The following is a 26646-nucleotide window of genomic DNA, read 5'->3' on the forward strand; positions in this document are numbered from 1 at the left end:
TCACGGCCGTTCGGAGAGCACGCGCGACAACACCGGCCCGATGACGGCGAGCGACTGCGGCTCGATCATCTCGTTGTGCCCGCAGTCCACGGGTTGCTCGTCGATCCGGCCGGTCACGAGCGGCCGCCACTCGTCCGCCGACCGGACACGGGTCGTGCCGTCGTGCGTGGCGGGGAAGATGAGCAGGTCCCCGTCGTACACCCGGGGCACGAAGTGGTGGGCGAGCCACCTCGAACTCTCGTAGCCCGCGGTGATCCGTTCGAGGTCGTGCCCTCGCACTCCGGTCTCGGTCCCGAACGATTCGTCGATCAACCGCGCGGCGTGTTCGTAGGTCATCTCGCCGTCTTCCTCGGTCTGGAGTCCCAGCCCGCGCAGGAGGTCCCGGATCTCGAGCCGGCCGGCCAGCGGGTCCTCGCCGCCCACGGGGTAGCTGTCCATGACGGCGAGCGTGGCGACCTCGTCGCCGGCTGCCTGCAGTTCGACGGCCATGGCGTGCGCGATGACCCCGCCGAGCGACCAGCCGAGCAGGTCGTACGGGCCGGTGGGCTGGATCGCCTGCATTTCCTCGATGTAGCGGTGGGCCAGTTGCTCGATCGTCCGGTAGTCGCCGTCACCGCTGATCGTGGGCAGCTGCAGCCCGTAAGCCGGCCGGTCGGGAGGGAGATACTGCACCAGACCGGCGTACCCCCAGGACAGGCCGATGCCCGGATGCACGCAGAACAACGGTCGCCCGCTTCCCTGCGCACGCAGCGGAATCACCACGGCGAGTGCCTCTTCCATACCGGTGCTCCGGTGTGGAAGGTCGAGGCGGCGGGCGATCCCCGCCGGTGTCGGGTCGAGGAACATCCATTGCAGCGGAACCCTCCGGTCCAGTTCGGCCTGCAGGGCGCTGACGATCCTGGTGGCGAGAAGCGAATTTCCGCCGAGGTCGAAGAAGCTGTCCGCGGTGCCCACCCGGTCCACCCCGAGAACCTCCGCGAAGACATCCACGACGATGCGCTCGATTTCCGTGGCCGGCGCCCGGAACGCCGCACCGGTCGAACCGAACTCCGGGGCGGGCAACGCCTTCCGGTCGAGTTTGCCCACCGGGGTCATCGGAATCCGATCGAGTACGACCACCGCGGACGGCACCATGTGGGCGGGCAGGCGCTCGGACGCGTAGGTGCGCAGTCCCGCGGGCTCCACCTCCTGTCCGTCCTGAGCCCGCACGTACGAGGCGAGCACGGTGTCGCCGGACGGGCCGGTATGACCGATGGTGGCGGCGAAGGCAACCGCCGGGTGACGGGCGAGCACCGCGTCGATCTCCCCTAGTTCGATGCGGAAGCCACGGACCTTCACCTGGAAGTCGCTGCGCCCGATGTACTCGAGGGTGCTCGCCGACTCACGCCAGCGCACCACGTCACCGGTGCGGTACATCCGGCGCCCCGGTTCCCCGACGTTGCAGGCCACGAATCGTTCCGAGGTGAGCGCCGCCCGGTTGTGGTACCCGCGTGCCATACCCGGTCCGGCGATGTACAACTCGCCGGGCACACCGACCGGGACCGGTTGCAGCCGCTCGTCGAGGACCAGGAACGCGAATCCCCGTGCGGGTGAACCGATGTTCACGCCCTCGCCAGGACGCATCGGGGCGCTGACGCTCGCCTGGATCGTGGTCTCCGTCGGCCCGTACCCGCTGTGCAGGCTCCGCCCCGGCGCCCACCGGGCCACCACCTCCGGCGGGCACGCCTCGCCCACCAGATCCAGGACCCGAAGCGAATCGAGTCCGTCGTTGTCGAGGGCCGCCAGTGCCGTCGGGGTGATGGTTGCATGGGTCACCTGCTCGCGACGGAACAGATCCGCCAGTTCGCTGCCCCCGACGACGGCGGGCGGCACGATCACGACCCGCGCCGACGCGCTGAACGCCATCATCAGCTCGAACACCGAGGCATCGAAACTCGGGGACGCCAGCTGCGAGACCCGGGACTCGTGCGTGACCTGGAACCGTTCGTGCGTTTCCGCGGTGAAATCGGCAATGCCCCGGTGTGTGACGGTCACGCCCTTCGGCCTTCCGGTCGACCCCGACGTGTAGATGAGATACGCCGGGTGGGCGAGGTGCAACGGACTCGTCCGATCCTCGTCGGTGATCGGTGCCGACGAGACGTCCGCCGCCGGTGCGGCGAAGTCCTCGTCGTCGAGGATCAGCCACGGAACCGTGTCGGGCAGGACGCTCCGGCGACTTCTCACGGTGAGGCCGAGCGCGGCCCGGCAATCGGTGAGCATGTAGTCGATACGCTCCCGCGGGTAGGTGGGGTCGACGGGCACGAACGCCGCGCCTGCCTTGGTGATCGACCAGATCGAGACCACCGACTCGATCGACCGGGGCATTCCGACTGCCACGAACGTCTCCGGTCCCACCCCGCGGCCGCGGAGGACCCGGGCCACCCGGTTGGACCACTCGTCGAGCTGTCGGTAGCTCACCCGCCGGTCCTCGAAGGACAGCGCCACCGAGTCCGGGTCGACTGCGGCGGCGGCCGTCAGCAGATCGGGCCACAGCTCGGGGCGCACCTCCGGCTTGCCGCGGGCAGGCACCATCTCCCGCAACTCCACCTCGTCGAGGAGGGGGAGGTCACCGATCGGCCGGTCCGGATTCTCGGTGACGGCGTCGAGGATGCGCACGAAGCGGTCGGCGAAGCCGCGGACCGTGTCGGGGTCGAAGAGATCGGTGGCGAAGTCGACGGCACCGGTCATCCCGGCCGGCGCCCCGTTCGCGTCGAACTCCTCTGCCAGGAGGAATTCGAGATCCACCTTGACCACGGCGAGCCCGGGATCGATTGCACGGACTTCCAATCCCGGCAGCGTCAGGACCGGTCGCTCGTTGTTCTGAAATTCCAGCGAGACCTGAACGAGCGGCGCATACGCCGTCGATCGGGTCGGGCCGACCGCCTCCACCACCCGCTCGAACGGAACGTCGGCATGGGCGAAGGCTCCGAGGTCGACGTCGCGACAGTGCGCGGCAAGGGCGGTGAACGAGTCGGCAGCATCCACCTGCGTGCGCAGGGCGAGCGTGCCCACGAACATGCCCACCAGACCGTCGAGTGCGGGCTCTCCCCGGCCGGCGATCGGGGTGCCGACGGCGACGTCCGGGGTTCCACCGAGACGGCTGAGCAACACCGCCAGGGCGGCGTGCACGGTCATGAATTCGGTGGAGCCGAGACGTCGCGACAGCTCCCTGATGCGACAGTGGAGGTCGCTGTCGACGGAGAAGTGGATGCGCGCGCCGCGGAAGGACTGCTGGGACGGCCGATCCCGATCCGTGGGGAGTTCCAGGAGGTCGGGGGCCCCCGCCAGCGCGGTCGTCCAGTAGTCGAGTTGCCGCGAGATCAGCGATCGGGGGTCGTCGTCGGAACCCAGCGACTCCCGTTGCCACAGGGCGTAATCGGCGTACTGCACCGGCAGGGGCGCCCAGTCGGGCGCGCCGCCGCAGACGCGGGCGCCGTACGCCGTCATCACGTCGCGCACCAACGGGACCATCGAGAACCCGTCCGCCGAGATGTGATGCACGACCACGGCGAGTACGTGCTCGGTGTCGCCCAGCGAATACAGTCCGGCCCGCAGCGGAAGCCGCACGGTGACATCGAAACCCGCCGAGACCAGCCGGGTCAGCTCCTCCCGCAGGCTGTGCTCGTCCGTGACAGGGACGGGGGTCAGAGTGGGCACCGCACCCTCGGCGGGCAGGATCTGCTGAACCGGCCAGTCCCCGCGGACCGGGAACATCGTGCGCAACGACTCGTGCCGGGCGACGACGTCGGTGAGTGCCGAGTTCAACGCTCCCACATCGAGGTCCCCGCTCAGTGTCACCACGATCGGGATGTTGTAGGCAGCCGAGGTGGTGTCGAGCTGGTTGACGAACCACATCCGCTGCTGCGCGAACGACAGCGGAACGTCGTCCGGCCGGGTTCGGGCCGCGAGCACCGGACGTCCGGACGGCCCGGCGCCGGCGTGCTCGATCCGCGCCGCCAGCGCGGCGACCGTGGGCGCCTCGAACAGATCCCGCACCCCGCAGTCGGTGCCGAGCAGCGCGCGCAGCCGCGCCATCACCCGGGTCGCGCTCAACGAGTTGCCGCCGATGTCGAAGAAACCGGCGTCTGCGCCGACGCGCGCCAGTCCGAGTACCTCCGCGAAGACGACGGCCACCGCGTCCTCGATCGGACCGACCGGAACCCGGTCGTGCCCTGTTCCGGAGAGCAGGTCGGGTTCGGGCAGTGCCGTGCGGTCCAGCTTGCCGACCGCCGTCAGCGGAATGCGGTCCAGCACCGTGATCGAGGTGGGCACCATGTGGGACGGCAGGCGGTCCGCCAGGTGCCGGGTGAGTACGACCGGGTCGAGGGAGCGACCCGACGCCGGAACGACGTACGACACCAGCAGGGTGTCTCCCGCGGGACCGCGGTGCGCAAGAGTGGCCGCGAATCCGACGTCCGGCTCCGACATGAGGGCGGAGTCGATCTCGCCGAGTTCGATGCGGAAGCCGCGCACCTTCACCTGGAAGTCGGTGCGGCCCACATACTCGATGCTGTGGTCTGCCGTCCACCGCACGATGTCGCCGGTGCGGTACATCCTCTCGCCGGGACGGACGGGGTCTGCGACGAACCGTTCGGCGGTGAGTGCCGGCCGGCGGTGGTACCCGCGGGCCAGGCCGGCGCCGGCGAGATACAACTCGCCCGGAACTCCCACGGGGACCGGTTGCAGCCGGGAGTCGAGCACCAGTTCCGTCACCCCGCGGATCGGGCCGCCGATGGTGATCGGTTCCCCGGGAACCATCGGCTCGCTGATGTTGGACATGATCGTCGTCTCGGTGGGCCCGTACGCGTTGTACAGCCGACGGCCCGGTGCCCAGCGGGCGACGAGTTCGGGTGGGCAGGCCTCGCCGCCGAATACCAGGTCCGTGAGATGCACGAGGCCGGCCGGATCGAGTGACGCCAGCGCAGCGGTGGTGATGAACGCGTGGGTGACGCTCCGGTCGGCCAGCAGCCTCGCGAGTTCCTCCCCGCCGAACACGTTGGGCGCCGCGATCACCATCGTCGCGCCGGCACCGAAGGCCTGCAGATACTCGAACACCGACCCGTCGAAACTCGGCGTGGAGAAGTGCAGGGTGCGGGACTGCGGTGTCGCCCCGAAACGTTCGAGCTGGTCGAGAGCGAAGTTGTCGAGTCCGCGATGGGTGACCACCACGCCCTTGGGCACACCCGTGGACCCCGACGTGTAGACGGCGTACGCGGCGGTGTCCAGTGTGACCGGACCGCTCCGGTCGGAATCGGTCACGGGTGCCCCCGTGCGCTCGGCGCACTCGGTCGCGAAGCCGGGTTCGTCGAGCACCAGCCAGTGTGCGGTGCCCGGGAGCCGGTCTCGGTGCGCGGTCGTGGTCACGCCGAGGGTGACTCCGGAGTCGACGAGCATGTGGGTGATGCGCTCGTCGGGGTAGTTCGGGTCGATCGGCACGAACGCGGCACCGGTCTTCGCCACCGCCCACATCGTCAGTACCGAGTCGATGGACCTCGGTATTCCGATGGCCACGAACGTCTCCGGGCCCGCCCCGCGCGCGAGGAGTGCGCGGGCGAGACGATTCGACCGCTCGTCCAGATCGCCGTAGCTCACGTCGCCGTCATCGGAGGACAGTGCCATCGCGCCCGGATCGAGCGCGGCCCCCTCGTCGAGAATCTGGGGCAGCGTGCGGGCCGACCCGCCCGGACGGCCGCGGACCGGCACCAGGTCGGCGCGCTCCCGGTCGGTCAGCAGCGACAGCGCGGCCAGCGGCTGGTCCGGACGAGTGCAGGCGTCGAGCACCCGCAGCACGCGCCCGGCGATGTCGTCGATGGTGTCCGCGTCGAAGACGTCCGGCAGGTACTCGAACTTCAGGCGCAGGCGAGAGTCGACGGATGCCACGAGACTCAGCGGATAGTGGGCCGCATCGCGCGCATCCACTCCGGTGACCCGCATTCCGGCGATGTCGGTCTCGGTGGAGAGCCCGGCGCGGTCGACCGGGTACGACTCGAACACCGTCAACGTGTCGAATCCGACCTCCGGCCCGGCGGCACTCTGAATCTCGGCCAGCCCGAGGTAGTGGTGGTCCAGCAACGCCGCCTGCTCGGCCTGCACGCGTTCCAGCAGGGCACCCACCGTGTCGTCGGGGCGCAGCCTCACCCGGACGGGCAGGGTGTTGATGAACAGTCCGACCATCGTCTCGATGCCGGCCAGTTCGGGTGGCCGCCCCGAGACGGTGGCACCGAACAGCACGTCGTCTCGGGCGGTCAACGTACCCAGCACAATCCCCCACGAGACCTGAACGAGCGTGTTGACCGTCAGACCGCGCGACCGTGCGACGTCGCGCAGGCGGGTGGTGTGGTCCTCGTCCAGGTCGAAGACCCACTCGTCGGACATCGTGGACAGCCGCCGGTCCGGGTGCGCAGGTCCATTCCCCGTCGCTCCGCTCGCCCCGGCCGCCAGCAACGTCGGTCCGTCCACCCCGGCGAGGGCCCGAGCCCACATCTCACGGGAGGCTCCCTGATCTCGGCGGCTCATCCACGCCAGATAGTCGCGGTACCCGCGTACGCGGGGCAGCGGCGACGGGTCCCCGTCGGTGGCGTAGAGCGTCAGCAACTCCCGGACCAGCAGCGGCATCGACCAGCCGTCGAGGAGGATGTGGTGGTTGGTCGACACCAGCCGGTAGCGGTTCGGCGCGGTCGCGATCAGCATGAACCGGATCAGCGGGGCACGCGTCATGTCGAACGGGAGCACGCGGTCCTCGGCCAGCAGTCGCGCGACCTCGGACGCCGCGGCGTCGTCGTCCAGAAGATCGACCTCGCGCCAGGGCGCCTCCACCCGTCGCCGGATCACGTGAACGGCGTTGCCCTCGGCGTCGTGCAGGAAGCCGGCACGCAGGTTGGCGTGCCGGTCCAGCAGGACATCGGCCGCGCGGCGCAGTCGACGCGGATCCACGGCGCCGTCGAGTTCGAGGCTCACCTGCACCAGGTAGGCGTCGCGGGAGTCGTCGGCGAGTTCGGAGTGGAAGAGCATGCCGGACTGCAGGGGCGACAGCGGCCACACATCCGTCAGGTCCGGACAGACGTGTTCGAGGTCCTCGATCGCATCCTGCCGTAGTTCGACGAGATCGAGATCCGACGGCGTGAACCCGCCACCGCCCGACTCCGCATGCGTGCCGAGAGCAGCGAGTGCCTGCAGCCACAGCTGCGCGAGTTTTTCGACCTCATCGCGGGCGAGGACGCCCGGAGGGTAGGTCCAGGTGGAGTTCAGCTGGGGCCCGTCCCCCGAGTCGACGGTCATCGCGTTGACGTCGACGACGGCCGCGACGGGCACCGCCGACTTCTCGCGCAGTCCGGGTGCGTCGACCGGCGCCCACCCCTCGGCGGTCTCCGTGGCGGTCCGATTCATTCTGCCGAGATAGTTGAAGCTGACCTGAGGCATCGTCAGCGGCGAAAGAGCCTGCGCCGTCTCGTCGTTCAGGTACCGGAGAAGTCCGAAACCGATGCCGTGGTCGGGAACGGCGAGGAGTTGCTCCTTGACGGTCTTCATCGCGGCCCCCGCGGACGGGCCTGCGGCGAACGCGTCGTCGAGGTCCACCCCACTCAGATCGAGTCGCACCGGGAAGATCGTCGTAAACCAGCCGATGGTGCGCGCGAGATCGGCGCCGGGCACCAACTGCTCCTCACGACCGTGTCCCTCGAGACTTACCAGCGCGCCGGACAGGTCGATCCCGCGTTTCCGCCGCCAGCTCGTCAGCGCCATGGTCAGGGCAGTCAGCAGTGCATCTCCCACGCTGCCGTGGAAGGCCCGCGGCACGGTCGTCAGGAGCGTCTCGGTCAACGGGGCAGGAACCCGCACCGCGATGTCCGCGACGGTCGCAGCGGTGTCCGACGCGGTCACCGGGCGCGACCCCAGCAGCGGGTCGGGTGCGTTCAGCATTCCCTGCCACAGTTCGGCCTCGGCGGTGCGCTGGGGTTCACGCGCGGCGTCGGCGAGTGCGTGCGCCCACCGGCGCATCGACGTCCCCGGTGGCTCGAGCGTCGGTGCCGCGCCGGACTGCAGTTGCGCGCACGCCGCCGCGAGGTCGGGGATCAGGATCCGCCAGGACACACCGTCCATCGCCAGATGATGGACGACGATCAGCACGCGACCCGGATGGTCGGCCCCGTCCAGCCAGACCGCCTGCATCATCACGCCCGACTCCGGGTCGAGCCGATCGAGGGCACTGTCGAGTTCGGCGCCGACGTCGTCCTTCCGGCCCCGCCGGAGAACGGTCGCCGCCCGCACCGATCCTTCGGCCTGCACCTCCATCGACCAGCCCTCTTCGGTGCGGGACGTGCGGTACAACCGCGCCCGCAACAGGTCGTGCCGATCCAGCACGGCCTGCAGCGCCGCCGTCAGGGTGTCTTCGTCCACCGTGGCGGGCAGCGTGAACAGTGCGGACTGCGAGTAGCGGCGGAAATCGCCACCGCGGGCGAGCATCCACCGCACGATCGGAGTCAGCGGAATCTCGCCGATTCCGCCTCCGGGCAGCTCGTCGAGAATCACCGTTCCGTCAACCGTTCCGGCCGTCGCGGCCAGCCCGGCAACGGTTTTGCGCTCGAACACCTCGCGCGGCGAGATCAGTATCCCGGCGCCCTTGGCGCGGGTGACCAGTTGGATCGACATGATCGAATCCCCGCCGAGGGTGAAGAACGAGTCGTCGACCCCCACCGAGTCGAGCCCGAGGACCTCCGCGAACACGTCGGCGAGAATCCGTTCGGCCTCGGTGACCGGGCTGCGGCCCGCGGTCACCTGCTGCCCGAAGTCCGGTTCGGGCAGCGCTTTCCGATCGAGCTTGCCGTTCACCGTCCGCGGCATCTCGTCGAGAACCACCACCGCGGCCGGCACCATGTGCGATGCCACCCGCTCCGCGGCCGCGTCGATGATCGCCGCCGGATCGATCGCGGCGCCGGTCTCCGGCAGCACGTATCCCACCAACCGGTCCCCGCGTGCCGTCACGGCCGACTGCGCCACCCCCTCACACGCGAGCAGCGCCGATTCCACCTCGCCGAGTTCGATCCGGTAGCCCTTCACCTGCACCTGGAGGTCGTTGCGGCCGAGGTACTCCAGCTGTCCGTTCCCGTTCCACCTGCCCAGGTCGCCGGATCGGTACATCCGGGCCCCGGGAGTGAAGGGGTCGGCGACGAATCGGCCGGATGTGAGGGCGGCCCGGCCGAGGTAGCCGCGCGAGACCTGCGCCCCCGAGATGTACATCTCCCCGACCACGCCTTGCGGCACGGGATGGAGTCGTCCGTCGAGCACGTACACGCGCAGTCCGGGCAGTCCCCGGCCGATCACCGATGCGGACTCTCCCTCGACGAGGTTCCGGTCGATCGGCAGGTGGCTGACGTGCACGGTTGTTTCCGTGATGCCGTACATGTTGACCAGTACCGGTGAGTCGCCCCGGCGTGCGTACCAGCGTCGCAACTGGCCGAATTCGAGGGCCTCCCCGCCGAAGATCACGTACCGCAGCGACAGGCCGGGACCACCGGCGAGGCGATCGGCCTCCGCCAATTGGTAGAAGGCGGTAGGGGTTTGACTCACGACCGTGACCGTTTCGTCGCGCAGGAGTTCGAGGAACTTCTCGGGCGAGCGCGCCGTGAAGTAGTCCACCAGCACCAGCCGGCCGCCGTGCGCGAGCGCTCCCCACATTTCCCACACCGAGAAGTCGAACGCGGCGGAATGGAACATGGTCCACACGTCGGCCGGTCCGAATCCGAACAGCGTCTGGGTGTTCGCCAGCAACGTGATCACGTTGCGGTGCGAGACCTGCACGCCCTTCGGCTGCCCGGTGGAACCCGACGTGTAGATCACGTACGCCACCGAGTCCAGATGCAGCGGAGCACCGCGGTCGCCGTCGGTCACCGGCAGCGACGAGAACCGCTGCAGCGCAGTCGCGGTCTCGGGGTCGTCCACCACAACCACCGGAACCCCGGCACTCCGGAAGGTCTCGGCGTCGGCGGTCGTGGTGAGCACGCACCGCGGCCGGGCGTCGCCGAGCAGGAAGGCCAACCGCTCGGCAGGAGAGGCCACGTCCACCGGAAGGTAACCGGCGCCCGACTTCACCACCGCCAGCAGTGCCACGACGAGGTCGATCGACCGCGTCATCCCCACCGCCACCAGCGTTTCCGCACCTGCCCCCTGCGCCACCAGCAGTCTCGCGAGCCGGTTGGCCCGGTCGTCGAGTTCCCGGTACGTCATCGACGCGCCGTCGCAGCGCACCGCGACGGCATCGCCTGCGGACGCCACCATGCGATCGAACGCGTCCACGAGCGACAGCGGTGGGACGTCGGTCCCCGGCCGATGCGCGGCCGTGAGCAGGAGCTCGCGTTCGGGCGCGTGCAGGATGTCGACGTCCCCCACGGGTGTGGTCGGGTCGGTGGTCACGGCCTCGATCACCCGCACGAAACGCTCGGCGAAATTCTCCACCGATGCCCGATCGAACACGTCGGTCGCGTAGCGGAGGCCGGCACCGATCCCGGCCGGCACGCCCTGCTCGTCGACCCGCTCCACCAGGCTCAGCTGCAGATCGAACTTCGCGACGTCCAGATCGACGTCGAGCGACCGGGCGGTCAACCCGGGCAGCTCCAGGTGGGTGCGGGTGGCGTTCTGGAATTCGAGCAACACCTGGAACAGGGGTGAGTGCGAGGTGGACCGCTCGGGTGCGAGTTCGTCCACCAGACGCTCGAAGGGGAGGTCTGCGTGCTCGAACGCGCCGAGGTCCACCGACCGCACGGCGGTGAGCACGTCGGCGAACGACGATCCTGGTGCCACCGGTGTGCGGAGCACCAGTGTGTTGACGAACATCCCCACGACGTCGTCGAGTGCCGCGTGGCCCCGGCCTGCGATCGGGGTCCCCACCACCACGTCGTCGGATCCCGACACTCTCGTGAGCAGCACGGCCAACGCGGCGTGCACCACCATGAACAGCGTCGAATTGTGCTGGTGTGCAAGTTCGGTCAGAGCGTCGTGGACGGCCGGTGGGATGTCGAACGGCACGACGGCCCCGACGAAAGACCGCTGGACGGGACGCGGCCGGTCCAGGGGCAGTGGCAACACATCCGGGATGCCCGACAACGTCCGGGTCCAGTAGCCGAGCTGGCCGGACATCATCGAATCGGGTTGCTGTTCGGTGCCCAGGACCTCTCGCTGCCACAGGCTGTAGTCGGCGTACTGCACGGGCAGCGGCGCCCAGCCGGGTGCCTGCTGCTGCGCGCGGGCGGTGTAGGCGAGCATCACGTCCCGCGCCAGGGGCGCCATCGAGAAGCCGTCGGCCGCGATGTGGTGTGCGACGAGGGCGAGGACGTGCCGCTCGGGAGCGAGTTCCCACAGCCGCACCCGGATCGGAAGGTCTTCGGTGACATCGAATCCCACGCCGAAGAATGCGGCGAGCGAGTCGCGAAGGTCTCCTTCGGCAACCGGGACCGGATCGAGGCCGGGGGTGGCGAGCGCGGAATCGACGATCACCTGCCGGGGTCCGTCGGCGGAGCCGGGGAACACGGTCCGCAGCGACTCGTGCCGTTCCATGACGTCGCCGAGTGCCGCTCGTAGTGCAGCCACGTCCACCACCCCGTCCAGGTGCAGGGCGACCGGAATGTTGTAGGCCGGTGAGGAGGTGTCGAACTGGTTGACGAACCACATGCGCTGCTGCGCGAGGGACAGGGGAATCCGCTCGGGCCGCGCCGTCGCGGTGAGTGCCGGGGAGGCGGAACTCGTCGTCACGTCCGAGTCGATCCGGACGGCCAGATCGGACACCACGGGTGCGTCGAACAACGCCGCGACACCCAGCGTCGTGTCGAGCGCGCTGTTGATGCGTCCCACCGCCCGGGTGGCACTGAGCGAGTCTCCCCCGAGATCGAAGAAGCTGTCGCCGGCCCCGACGCGATCGACACGGAGGACGGCGGCGAAGGCCGTGGCGACCGCTTCCTCCGCCGGTGTGGTGGGCGCGCGATATCCGACCGTGGTCGTGCCGAATTCGGGTTTCGGCAGCGCTTTTCGGTCGAGTTTGCCGTTCGCCGTCACCGGCAACTCCGCCAGCACCACCACCACCGACGGCACCATGAACCCCGGCAACCCCACCGCAGCCCACTCCCGCACCTCCCGCTCATCCACCACCGCACCCGCCACCGGCACCACATACCCCGCCAGATAATCCCCCGACGACCCATCACCGCGCAGCACCACCACCGCCTGCGCCACCTCCTCCCGGCGCAACAACACCGCCTCGATCTCCCCCAACTCGACCCGCTGACCCCGCAACTTCACCTGAAAATCCGTACGCCCCAAATACTCCAACTCACCGGACGGGAACCACCGAACCCGATCCCCCGTCCGATACAACCGCCCCGCACCGAACGGATTCGCCACGAACCGATCCGCCGTCAAATCCGGCCGCCCCTGATACCCCCGCGCCAACTGCACACCACCGAGATACAACTCCCCCGCCACCCCCACCGGCACCGGCCGCAACCGCCCATCCAGCTCAAACGTCTGCGTATTCCACACCGGCGCCCCGATCGGCACCACAGTCCGATCCGCCTCCGTCACCTCGTGGAACGTCACATCCACCGCAGCCTCGGTCGGACCGTACAGATTGTGCAGCTCCGCCCCACTCACCCGCCGCAGACGCGCCGCGGTCGCCGACGGCAACGCCTCACCGCTGGCAAACACCCGGCGCAGCGCACCACACCCCTCCACGTTCGCCCCCGCCACAAACACCTCGAGCATCGACGGCACGAAATGCACAGTGGTGACCGACTCCTCACGGATCACCCGCTCCAGATACCCCGGGTCACGATGCCCGTCCGGCTCCGCGATCACCAACCGCGCACCGACAATCAACGGCCAGAACAACTCCCACACCGACACATCGAACGTCACCGGCGTCTTCTGCAACACCACATCATCCGACACCAACCCATACCGATCCTGCATCCACAACAACCGATTCACAATGCCCTCATGCGGCACCGCCACACCCTTCGGCCGCCCCGTCGACCCCGACGTGAACATCACATACGCCGGATTCTCCGGCCGCACCGGAGCCGACCGATCGCCGTCCCACACCGGATCCGCCGACCACCCCGACAACTCGAGCGTGTCCAACTCCACGACACGCACGGAATCCGGGAACATCCCCCGATCCCCGGACATCGTCGCGACCAGCACCGGATCCGCAATCCCCACCACATATCCGACCCGCTCCTCAGGCAGATCCGGATCTATCGGAACGTATGCTCCACCCGCCTTCACCACTGCGTGGATCCCTACCAGCATCTCCACCGAGCGACGCACCGCCACACCCACCGACGACTCCGGGCCCACCCCGGCCGCGATCAGGAACCGCGCCAGCCGATTCACCCGCGCATCGAACTCCGCGTACGACAGCACCACCGCACCGCACACCACCGCCACCGCGTCCGGAGTCCGCGCCACCTGCGCATCGAACAGGTCGGCGAGGGTGGTGTGCGGCACCGGGTGACCCGTCGCATTCCACGAACCCACCACCAACGCCCGCTCACCCGGCCCCAGAACCTCCACATCACCGACCGCGGTGTCCACGTCGCCGGCGATCGTCACCAGAATCCGGACGAGGCGGTCGGCGAGCGCTCCGGCACTGCCGCGGTCGACGGCTCCCGGCTGGTAGCGCAGACTCAATCGCAGCCGCGGTTCGAGGATCGACAGCAGAGTGAGCGGATAGTGGGTGGCGTCGCGGGCATCGAGACCGGTCACCCGCATGCCCCCGATGTCGGTGTTCTCGTCCAGCCCGGACGTGTCGATCGGGAACGATTCGAACACCGACAGCGTGTCGAACAGATTGCCCAGACCCACCCGCGCCTGAATCTCGCCGAGGCCGAGGTGATGGTGGTCGAGCAGGGACGTCTGCTCGTCCTGCAGGCGGGCGAGCAGCCGCGCGACACTCTCGTCCGGGTCCACCCGTACTCGCACGGGCACCGTGTTGATGAACAGTCCCAGCATGTTCTCGACACCGGACAACTGCGGCGGACGACCGGACACGGTGGCACCGAAGACCACGTCGTCGCGGGAGAGTAACCGGGACAACAGCATCCCCCACGCCGCTTGGATCACCGTGTTCGTGGTGACGCCGGCGCGCTCCGCCGCCGTGGCGAGTCCGCTCCGCAGCGGGGCGGGCAGTTCGACGTCGAGTTCGTGGGGCACACCGTAGAGCGACGCAGATGCGTGCGGCGCCACCAGCGTCGGCTCCTCGACGCCGTCGAGCGCTCGTTCCCAGGCACGCGCCGACGCCTCGGCGTCCCGGCTCGCTACCCATTCCAGATACGTGCGGTACGAGGGCGGCTGCGGCAGTCCGGCCGGATCGCCGTCGGCGGCGTAACGAACCAGCAGTTCCCGCACCAGCAGCGGCATCGACCAGCCGTCCAGGATGATGTGATGATTCGTGACCGCCAGCACGAAGCGCTCCGGTGCGGTGCCGAACAGGGTCAGCCGGAGCAGCGGCGGCCGGGCGAGGTCGAATCGGGCACTGCGGTCCTCGTCGAGCAGGCGCGCGAGTTCCGTGTCGGTGGCCGGTCCACGGGCGGTGAGATCCACCTCCTGCCACGGCACGTCCACCGCGTCGACCACCAGTTGCGCGGGCACCCCGTCGTCGTTGACGAACGCGGTCCGCAGGCTGGGGTGACGGGCCAGCAGCCCGGCCGCGGCGGCGCGCAGACGGTCGGCATCGACCGCCCCCTCGAGGTCGATGCGCAGTTGCGCCGTGTAGACGTCCATCGACTCCGCGGCCAGGGAAGCGTGAAACAGCAATCCCGACTGCAGCGGAGACAGCGACCACACGTCCCGCAGTCCCGGGAACCGCTCCTCCCACCGCTCGATCTGCTGCTGACCGGCCGACACCAGCGGAACGTCGGATGGTGTCAGACCGCCCGCATCCGGACGTGATGCGTGCGCGGCGAGTCCGTCGAGGGCGCGGCGCCACAGATCCGCGAACGCCGCGACCTCGGCGTCGCGGAGTACCCCGGCCGGAAAGGCGAACGACGCCCTCAACCGGGGTCCCTCAGGACTGTCGGTGACGACGGCGTTGACGTCGATCACGGCCGCAACGGGCATGTCGGGGTTCCGTGTGCCGCCGAGCGTGCTCTCCACCGGCAGCCAGTCCTCGGCTCCGTCCGTGGTGGTCACTCGACCGAGATAGTTGAAACTCACTTGCGGAGCACGGAATCGGCGGAGGGAATCCGCCGTCTCGCCGTCCAGATAGCGCAATAGTCCGAAGCCGATCCCGTGATCCGGGATCGCCAGCAACTGCTCCTTGACGGCCTTGACCGCCTGCCCTGCCGCAGCACCACCTGCCATCGCGTCGTCGACATCGATTCCGGTGAGATCCAACCGCGCCGGATACACGGTGGTGAACCAGCCGACGGTCCGGGACAGATCCGCGCCGGCGACGACCTGCTCCTCGCGGCCGTGGCCCTCGAGGGTGATCAGAGCGTCCGACACCGAGGCGTCCCGTTCCCGGCGCCAAGCGATCAGTGCCAGCGTGACTGCGGCGAGCAACCCGTCGCCCACACTCCCGTGGAACGCGTCCGGCAGCGTGGTGAGCAGAGCTCCGGTCACCGCCGACGACACGTCGACCGTGACGGTGCCGACGGTCGCGTCGACGTCGATCGCGGGATCGAGTGGCCGCGAACCGATCAGCGGATCCGGGCCGTCGAGGATCTTCTCCCACAATGCGAGTTCGCCGGTGCGGTGAGGCACAGCTTCGGACAGGCCGTGCGACCACCGCCGCATCGACGTTCCGACTTCCGGCAGTTCCGGTGCGAGACCGGCCTGGAGTTGGCTGCACGCCGACGCGAGATCCGCGACGAGGATGCGCCACGAGACACCGTCGACCACGAGGTGATGCACCACCACGAGCAGTCGCCCGACGTCACCCGGGACGTCGAACCACACCACCCGCACCATGCGGGCCGCGGCGGGGTCCAGGTGGTCGGCCGCAGCATCGAGTTCTGTGGTCGCGAGTGCGGTGAAGCCGTCTCCCGCCACCGTGTCGACCGGCACCCGACGGACCAGTGCGTCCGCCGGCACCGCGCCGGTCGGCAGCACATCCATGTCTTGCTCGGACACACGGGCGCGGAGCATGTCGTGCCGGTTCAGCACTGCCTCGACGGCACGGACGAGGACCTCGCGGGTGAGATCCGCGGGAGCCGCCAGCAGCAGTGCCTGCGTGAACCTGTCGAGCCGTCCGCCGCTGCGCTCGAACATCCAGCGCGCGACGGGTGTCAGCGGCAGGGGGCCGACGCCACCGCCCGGCAGCTCGTCCACAGCGACCGTGCCGTCGCTGTCGAATCGCGCCACCGCGGCGAGGCCGGCGACCGTTCGGTGGTCGAAAACATCTCGGGGAGAGAGGATCACACCGGCGGCTCGTGCGCGGGCCACCAACTGTATCGACATGATGCTGTCGCCCCCGAGGGCGAAGAACGAGTCGTCCACCCCCACCGAGTCCAGTCCGAGCACCTCCTCGAACAGTCCGGCGAGAAGCTCCTCGGTCTCGGTTTGCGGCGGCCGACTCCCGGAACCCGCAAAGTCGGGTGCCGGAAGCGCTGTGCGGTCGAGCTTTCCGTGCACCGTCAGCGGAAGCGATTCGAGTATCACGAGCGCCGCCGGCACCATGTACGACGCCAACCGGCCGCCGGCGAAGTCGAGGACAGCCTTCGAATCGATCGTCGCACCCGGTTCGGGCACCAGGTAACCGATCAGCCGATCGCCGCCGCCGTCCCCGTTCCACACGTTCGCGACCGCGTGGGCCACGGAGTCGTGGGCGAGCAACGCCGACTCGACCTCACCGAGTTCGATCCGGAAGCCCCGGATCTTCACCTGGGAATCGGTGCGCCCGAGGTACTCCAACTGACCGTCGGGCATCCAGCGCGCCCGGTCGCCGGTGCGATACATCCGGCTTCCCGACGGGCCGAAGGGATCGGCGACGAATCGTTCGGCGGTCAGTGGGAACCGCCGGCGGTACCCGCGTGCGAGGGCGGGGCCTGCGAGATACAACTCCCCTGCCACACCGGCAGGCACCGGGTGCAGTCGCGAGTCCAGCACGACCTCGGCGAAACCGAGCGTGGGCGTGCCGATGGTGATCGGAGCTCCCGGTACCAGTTCGTCGCTGATACTCGACACGACGGTCGACTCGGTCGGCCCGTACGCGTCGAACATGCGACGGCCCGGCGCCCACCGCGCGACCAGTTCGGGCGGGCACGCCTCGCCGCCCGTCACCACGCACTCGAGGGCGGTAAGACCGACTGGGTCGACCGACGCGAGCGCCGCCGGAGTGACGAAGCAGTGCGTGACCCGCTCGGATTCCAGCAACTGCGCCAAATCGGCACCGCCGTAGACGGACGGTGGTGCGATCACCATCGTGGCTGCCGCGCCGATTGCCAGCAGCAGTTCGAGAACGGACGCGTCGAAGCTCGGCGATGCGAAGTGCAGTGTTCTGGATTCGGGCGTCGTGCCGAACGTCGCCCTCTCCTGGGCAGCGAAGGCGGCGAGACCGCGATGGGTGGTGACCACACCCTTGGGCGTGCCGGTCGACCCCGAGGTGTAGATGAGGTAGGCGGGATTGTCGATCCGAATCTTCGCTGTCCGTTCGCCATCGGTGACCGGCGACGACGGGAAGCGCGACAGCCGGTCCTCGAGATCCGGATCACCCAGCACCAGCCACGGCACCGTGTCCGGCAGTGCGCCGCGCTGCGCCGAGCCCGTCACACCCCACACGGCACCGGAATCGGTGAGCATGAATTCGATCCGTGCGGCCGGATGATCCGGATCCACCGGCAGGAACGCGGCCCCCGACTTGGCCACCGCCCAGACGGCCAGTACGGATTCGACGGACCGCGGCACGCACAGTGCGACGACGGATTCCGGGCCGACACCACACTCGATCAACAGGCGGGCCAGTTGGTTCGATCGCCTGTCGAGGTCTCCGTAGCGCACGACACGCCCGTCGAAGACCAACGCCGAGGCTTCCGGATCGTTCGCGGCCGCCTCGGCCATCAGATCCGGCAGCGTCCGTGCTTCTACCGCCGCGCCGCCCGTCACCGGGGTCAGTACGGCACGCTCGAGCGGTCCGAGAATGTCGATGTCTCCCACCCGGGCGCCGGGGTCGGCCGTGATCGCCTCGAGAATGCGCACGAGCCGTTCCGCGAAGCCGAGCACCGTGTCCTCGTCGAAGAGATCGGTCGCGTAGCCCAGCCCCGCGGCGATGCCGGTCGGGTTGCCGTCGACGTCGACGTTCTCGGCCAGGGTCAGCTGCAGATCGAAGTTGGCGGTGTCGATCTCGAAGTCGATGTTCCGAACCTGCAGATCCGGCAATTCCAGTGTGGGGCGCTCGATGTCCTGGAACTCCAGCATCACCTGGAACAGCGGCGCGTACGCCGTCACCCGGGAAGGACTCAGGACTTCCACCACCCGTTCGAACGGGACCTCCGCGTGGGTGAAGGCGCCCAGATCGGTTTCCCGAACGCCGGCCAGGAACTCGGAGAAGGTGGCGCCGCCGTCGACGTGGGTGCGCAGGACGAGGGTGTTGACGAACATGCCCACCACGTTGTCGAGTTCGCGCTCGCCGCGGCCGGCGATCGGCGTCCCGACGGCGATGTCGTCCGCACTGCTCACGCGTGCCAGCATGATCGCCAACGCGGCATGCAACGTCATGAACACCGTCGTGGTGTGTTGCCGCGCCAGCCTGACCACACCGGCATGAACCTCCGGTCCGATCACGAACTCGACGTGGCCGCCGCGAAGCGACCGGACGGGGGGACGGGGACGGTCGGTGGGCAACTCGAGCACTTCGGGCAGATCCGACAGCGTGGTGATCCAATAGGTCAGCTGTCGCGAAATGGGCGAATTCTCATCGGATTCCGATCCCAGCCACTCGCGCTGCCACACCGCGTAGTCGGCGTACTGCACCTCGAGCGGGGCCCAGTCCGGGGCCGACCCGTTCACCCGGGACACATACGCGTCCATGACGTCCCGGGCCAACGGTGCCATCGAGAAGCCGTCGGCCGCGATGTGATGCACCACCACCGCGAGCACGTGCACGTCCCCGTCGAGGCTGAACAGTCGTGCGCGCAACGGCACCTGCGTCGTCACGTCGAATCCGGCGGACAGCACTCTCCGCGAATGTTCGCGGAGCTCGGCCTCCCCCGACACCGCGATCGGTACGAGGTCGGGCACCGCGCTCGCCGCGGGCAGGATCACCTGGCACGGTCCGTCGTCGGTGAGCGGGAACAGGGTGCGCACGGCCTCGTGCCGGTCGATGACGTCGGCAACCGCCGCCTGCAGCGCTTGCACGTCGAGCCGTCCCTCGAGCCTCAACGCGAACGCGACGTTGTATGCGGACGAGGAGGTGTCGAACTGGTTGATGAACCACATCCGCTGCTGGGCCGGCGACACGGGGACTTCGGCGGTACCTTCCCTCGGCTTCAGCGGTGGCCGGGCCTCCAGTCCTTCCTCCGACTCGGCCAGCGCCGCCAGACCGGCCACGGTGGGGGCGTCGAACACGTCGCGAATACCGATCCGGTCTCCGACGGCCGCATTGATCCGCGCGACCAACCTGGTGGCGATCAGAGAGTTTCCGCCGAGGGCGAAGAAGTCGTCGTTCACGCCTACTCTCGGGAGACCGAGCAGGTCGGCGCACACGGCGGCGACTATCCCCTCGATCGGGGATCGGGGAGCGACGAAACTCGCAGTCGCGCCGCCAAAATCTGGTTCGGGCAATGCTTTTCGGTCGAGTTTGCCGTTCGCCGTCACCGGCAACTCCGCCAGCACCACCACCACCGACGGCACCATGAACCCCGGCAACCCCACCGCAGCCCACTCCCGCACCTCCCGCTCATCCACCACCGCACCCGCCACCGGCACCACATACCCCGCCAGATAATCCCCCGACGACCCATCACCGCGCAGCACCACCACCGCCTGCGCCACCTCCTCCCGGCGCAACAACACCGCCTCGATCTCCCCCAACTCGACCCGCTGACCCCGCAACTTCACCTGAAAATCCGTACGCCCCAAATACTCCAACTCACCGGACGGGAACCACCGAACCCGATCCCCCGTCCGATACAACCGCCCCGCACCGAACGGATTCGCCACGAACCGATCCGCCGTCAAATCCGGCCGCCCCTGATACCCCCGCGCCAACTGCACACCACCGAGATACAACTCCCCCGCCACCCCCACCGGCACCGGCCGCAACCGCCCATCCAGCACAAACGTCTGCGTATTCCACACCGGCGCCCCGATCGGCACCACAGTCCGATCCGCCTCCGTCACCTCGTGGAACGTCACATCCACCGCAGCCTCGGTCGGACCGTACAGATTGTGCAGCTCCGCCCCACTCACCCGCCGCAGACGTGCCGCGGTCGCCGACGGCAACGCCTCACCGCTGGCAAACACCCGGCGCAGCGCACCACACCCCTCCACGTTCGCCCCCGCCACAAACACCTCGAGCATCGACGGCACGAAATGCACAGTGGTGACCGACTCCTCACGGATCACCCGCTCCAGATACCCCGGGTCACGATGCCCGTCCGGCTCCGCGATCACCAACCGCGCACCGACAATCAACGGCCAGAACAACTCCCACACCGACACATCGAACGTCACCGGCGTCTTCTGCAACACCACATCATCCGACACCAACCCATACCGATCCTGCATCCACAACAACCGATTCACAATGCCCTCATGCGGCACCGCCACACCCTTCGGCCGCCCCGTCGACCCCGACGTGAACATCACATACGCCGGATTCTCCGGCCGCACCGGAGCCGACCGATCGCCGTCCCACACCGGAACCGCCGACCACCCCGACAACTCGAGCGTGTCCAACTCCACGACACGCACGGAATCCGGGAACATCCCCCGATCCCCGGACATCGTCGCGACCAGCACCGGATCCGCAATCCCCACCACATATCCGACCCGCTCCTCAGGCAGATCCGGATCTATCGGAACGTATGCTCCACCCGCCTTCACCACTGCGTGGATCCCTACCAGCATCTCCACCGAGCGACGCACCGCCACACCCACCGACGACTCCGGGCCCACCCCGGCCGCGATCAGGAACCGCGCCAGCCGATTCACCCGCGCATCGAACTCCGCGTACGACAGCACCACCGCACCGCACACCACCGCCACCGCGTCCGGAGTCCGCGCCACCTGCGCATCGAACAGGTCGGCGAGGGTGGTGTGCGGCACCGGGTGACCCGTCGCATTCCACGAACCCACCACCAACGCCCGCTCACCCGGCCCCAGAACCTCCACATCACCGACCGGCGCATCCGGATCCGCAACCACACCCGCCAGAATCCGGAGGAACCGCTCCCCGAATCCCGCGACCGTGGCCGGATCGAACACGTCCGACGCGAACGTGAACGATGCGGCGATCCCTGCTGCCGTCCCGGACGCGTCGTAGCGCTCCGCGAGCGTCAACTGCAGATCGAACTTGGACACACCGGAATCGACGTCGAGGATCTCCACCGTCAGCCCTGGCAGGTCGAGATGCGCCGGGGCGGTGTTCTGGAACTCCAGCAGGACCTGGAACAGCGGTGAATACGCGGTGGAGCGGGTCGGCGCGACCGCGTCCACCACGCTCTCGAAGGGCACTTCCGCATGACCGAACGCCGCCAGATCGGCCTCCCGCGCCTGGGACAGCACCTCGGCGAATGTTGCGGCGGGCTCGACGGTCGTCCGCAGGACCAGAGTATTGACGAGCATCCCCACCACGTCGTCGAGTGCTTCCTCGCCGCGCCCGGCGATCGGCGTCCCGATCGCGATGTCTCCGGAACCACTCAGCCGGGCCGCCAACACCGCCAGCGCCGCATGCATCACCATGAACATCGTGGAATTGTGTTGCCGCGCAAGGAGGAGGAGCTCCCGATGCTCGTCCGCCGACACCGAGAACCGGACGATCCCACCCCGAAGCGCCCTGTCCACGGGCCTCGGTCGATCCAATGGGAGATCCATCGCGTCGGGGATGCCGGACAGCGTCTGCTTCCAGTACTCCAACTGCGCCGACATCACGCTGTCGGGATTCGTGTCACTGCCGAGGGCCGCCCGCTGCCACAGGCTGTAGTCGGCGTACTGCACCGGGAGGGGCCGCCAGTCCGGCGCCTCCTGCTGTACCCGCGCCGAGTACGCCACCACCAGGTCATGGGCGAGCGGGGCCAGCGACGCTCCGTCCGCCGAAATGTGGTGCACCACCAGCATGAGGACGTGCTCGTCGTGGCCGGTCCGGAACAGGGCACCACGCACGGGCACCTCGGTGCTCACGTCGAAGCCCTGAGCAGTCAACTCGGCGATCCGCACGCGCAATGCGTTCTCGTCTTCGCAGACCGTCGGCTCCAGATCCGGAATCACCTCTCCCGGCGACAGGATCACTTGATGCGGTCCGTCCACCGACGCCGGATACACCGTGCGAAGCGATTCGTGTCGTTCGAGGGCATCCGCCACCGTCGCCCGGAGCGCCTCGACGTCGAGGGTTCCGGACAGGCGCAACGCCATCGGAATGTTGTAGGCAGGCGATGAGGTGTCGTACTGATTGACGAACCACATACGCTGCTGGGCAAGCGAAAGCGGGATCCGGTCGGGCCGTGTCTGCGCCACCAGGTCCGGGCGGTCGGGGCGCCTCGCGTGAGTACCCTCGATCCGGGCCGCCAATACCTCCACCGTCGGTGCCTCGAACAAGGTCCGCACCACGAGGTCGACGCCGAGTGCGGCGTTGACACGCGCGACCACCCTCGTCGCGACCAGTGAATTTCCGCCGAGGTCGAAAAAGCTGTCGTCGAGGCCGATTCGCTCCACACCCAGCACATCGGCGAACACTCGCGCGACGGCCCGTTCCACCGGAGTGACAGGAGCACGGAACTCGGTGGCCGTGGAGAGGAATTCCGGCGCCCGCAACGCCGCCCGATCGAGCTTCCCCACCGGTGTCATCGGGAGCTCGTCCAGTACGACGATCGCTGCCGGCACCATGTACGTCGGCAATTGCTCTGCGGCATAGTCGATCAACTCGCCGGTGGCGAGCTGTTGCCCCGCTGCCGGCAGCACGTACGACACGAGCACCGTGTCGCCGGACGGTGCCGTTCGCGGCATCGTCACCGCGGTCCGCACGCGCGGATGGGTGTGGAGGACGGTGTCGATCTCACCGAGCTCGATGCGGAATCCGCGTACCTTCACCTGGAAATCGCTGCGGCCCAGGTACTCCAGTGTGCGGTCGGTTCGCCACCGCACCACGTCCCCGGTTCGATACATCCGGTCGCCGGGGTCACCGAAGGGGTTGGCCACGAACCGTTCCGCCGTCAGCGCTGATTTGCCGTGATACCCGCGAGCGAGGGCGTCACCCGAGACGTACAGCTCCCCGGCCACGCCGGGCGGCACGGGTTTCAACCGCGCATCGAGGACGACCTCGTGGAATCCGCGGAGCGGACCGCCCAACGTGATGGCTCCGGCCGGGGACATCGGTGCACTGATGTTGGACATGACGGTCGCCTCGCTGGGCCCGTACGCGTTGCACAATCTGCGACCGGGCGCCCACCGCTCGACGAGTTCCGGCGGGCACGCCTCGCCACCGAACACCACGTCCCGGAAGTCGGAGAGTCCGTCCGGCTCGACCGTTCCGAGCGCGGCAGTGGTGACGAAACCGTGGGTGACCCGCTCCGATTTCAGGAGCTGGGACAGCTCGGTACCGCCGTAGATCGTGGGCGGCACGATCACCATGGTTGCCGCCGCGGCGAACACGTGCAGGTATTCGGAGACGGACGCGTCGAAGCTCGGTGTGGAGAAGTGCAGAATCCGGGATGTCTGCGTCGCTCCGAATCGTGAGTGCTGCTCGGCCGCGAAGTTGTCCAGGCCGCCGTGTGTGACCACGACGCCTTTGGGCCTGCCTGTGGAACCGGACGTGTAGATCACGTAGGACGGGTTGTCCACGCGGAGGGGCCGCGCCCGCTCGGTGTCGGTCACGACGGATACCGGCTGCGTCGCGCAGAGGGTCCGGAATTCTTCGTCGTCGAGCACCAGCCACGGAATCGCGTCCGGTAGCCGGGAACGGACGGCGGACACCGTCACGCCCAGGGCGGCGCCCGAATCGGCGAGCATGTGCTCGATCCGTTCGGCCGGGTAGTTCGGATCCACCGGCACGTAGGCCGCACCCGACTTGGCCACGGCCAGCATCGACAGGACCGACTCGATCGAGCGAGTCATGCCCAGTGCGACGAAGTTCTCCGGCCCGATGCCGCGGTCGGCGAGAATGCGTGCCAACTGGTTCGAGCGCTCGTCCAATTCGCGGTAGGTCACCTCGATACCGCGATACGAGAGCGCGACTCCGGTGGGGTTGGCTCGTGCTGCTGCTGAGAACAATTCGGGCAGTGTACGACCCGGTCGCCCCGGCTCGCCGGACACCGGAACGAGTGTGGCCCGTTCGGTATCGGACAGGATGTCGGTGTCGCCGACTGCGAGCCAGGGATCGCCGGTGACCGTCTCCAGGATTCGGCGGAACCGTTCGCCGAGACGACGTACCGTGTCGGGGTCGAACAGATCGGTGGCGAACCCGAGAGTCGCCGTGATGCCGGACGGGATGCCGTCGGCGTCGAAGGTCTCGGCCGCGGTCACCCGGAGGTCGAGTCGGCCGATCCCGGGCGTCTCCGCCGCGCCGCGGCACTCGAGCAGGACCTGGACGATCGGCGAGTACGCGGGCGAATCGCCGAGGCCGATCGTCCGGACCACCTGTTCGAACGGAACGTCGCAGTGTGCGAACGCCTCCACGTCGACGTCGTGAACGTGCCTCAGCACGTGGGTGAAGGTGCGGTCCGGTTCGGCGCGGCTCCGCAGCACGATAATGTTCCGGGAGTCGTCCTCCCCCACCGTGGTTCCGATCGCCACATCCGAGGCGCCCGACAGCCGGCTCAGCAGCATGGTGAAGGTTGCGTGCAGAACCGAGAACGTGGTGGTGTAGTGTGCCTGCGCGAGGGCCACCACTGCGGCATGTGTCTCTGCGCCGATCGGAATTTCGACGCGGTCTTCCCGCCGGGATTGCGCGACGGGTCGAGGCCGATCGGACGGCAGGTTCAGCACTTCGGGCATCCCCGACAGCCGATCCTTCCAGTACTCGAGTTGGTGCGCCTCGAGGCGTCGTCGCTCACCGTCGCGGGCCGTGGCCTCGTGAATCGTCGCGACCCGCGCCTGCGGGCCGGCCGAGATGAACTCTTCCAGCAGTTCGACGAAGTGCCGGTGATGCAGGCGCAGCACCGAATCCTCGTACCGGTTCGGGTTGGCTCGGAAATCGACGAAGATCTCGGCCGGCGTCCCGCTCGGGTACACGTTGACCAGGAGATCCTCCACCGGACCCGACGTGACGATGTGGTATTCGCCGACCAGTGGGCCCAGCTGCACGTTCTGATGGAACAGCATGACGTTGACCATCGGTCCGTGGAGATCGGCGCCGCTGCCCGCGCCCACGTCGCGGCGGATGTCCTCGATACTGCACCGCTGATGCCGCAACGCGCCCATCAGCTCTCGCCTGACCCGCGACACGAGGTCCTCGACCGTTTCTTCCTCGTCGACCGTGATCGGCAGCGGTGCGACGCTGACCATCATGCCGCCGGAGTTGCGCAGCACTGACGTGGTCCGGCCGGACATCGGAACATTCACGAGGACATCGGTTTTCGCAGTGATCCGCGACAGGTAGCAGGCGAACGCGGCGATGATCGTGACTGCCGCAGTGGCGTTTGCCTGACTGTCGGCGCTGTGGATACCGGAAACGGCCGCCTCGGACAGCAGGGCACTCTCGACCTTGCTCCTGGCGAGTGCGGGCGCGGGCGCGTCGGCCAGGGTCGATCCCTCGACTGCCTCGACTCGCTTCGCCCAGTACTCCCGATCCGCCTCGAAGCGGTCGGACGACCGGTAGCGGGCGTCGACGGCGTACAGCTCATGCAGGGTCGCGGCTCGACTCGGATCCGGTTCGCGACCGGCCACCGAGGCCGAGTACCGGTGCGCGATGCGGTTGATCACCGTCATGGCGCCGTATCCGTCGAGCGCGACGTGGTGAATGCGGCTGTACCACAGGTAATGCGACTCTCCCACGCACAGGATCGAGGTTTCGAACAGTCGATCCGCGTCGAGATCGAGTGGGGCCTGGTAGTCCCGGTCCATCCATTCGTGCGCTGCAGCGACCGGGTCGTCCGCACCGCGAAAGTCGATGACGGCGATGGACGTGTCGGTGGCATGGTCCACGTACTGCATCGGCCGGCCGTCGACTTCGACGACCTTGAGGAACGGCGACTGGAACTCGCGGGCCACCACGATGGTCTCCCGTCGCAACAACTCGATGTCGAGGTCGCCGTGCAGCTCCACGTAGTGCGCTACCGAGATCGGCACCGCGGGATCGAGTTGCTGCGCGAACCAGGTGGCACGCTGGGCCCCAGACAGCGGGAAGGGCACCGCGTCAGAATCGTGTGTGGCCGGCTTCCGCGTGTCGACGGGCTTCACGGTGGTTCCTCCCCATAAGGTATCCCCGACCGCTCAAGGCGTGACCGCGTCCGAATCCTGGCTCGCGAA

General features: G+C 68.5%; 1 protein-coding gene. It reads right to left on the bottom strand.

The genetic code is table 11. From position 1 onward, the window contains the following. Nucleotides 1–26577, bottom strand: a complete 26577-nt coding sequence (locus ACFWAY_RS23365) for a non-ribosomal peptide synthase/polyketide synthase (protein WP_378512346.1) — start codon at nucleotides 26575–26577, stop codon at nucleotides 1–3. Nucleotides 26578–26646 lie beyond the last annotated feature (69 nt).

This window comes from Rhodococcus sp. NPDC059968, assembly GCF_042738615.1.
Lineage (GTDB): Bacteria > Actinomycetota > Actinomycetes > Mycobacteriales > Mycobacteriaceae > Rhodococcus_F.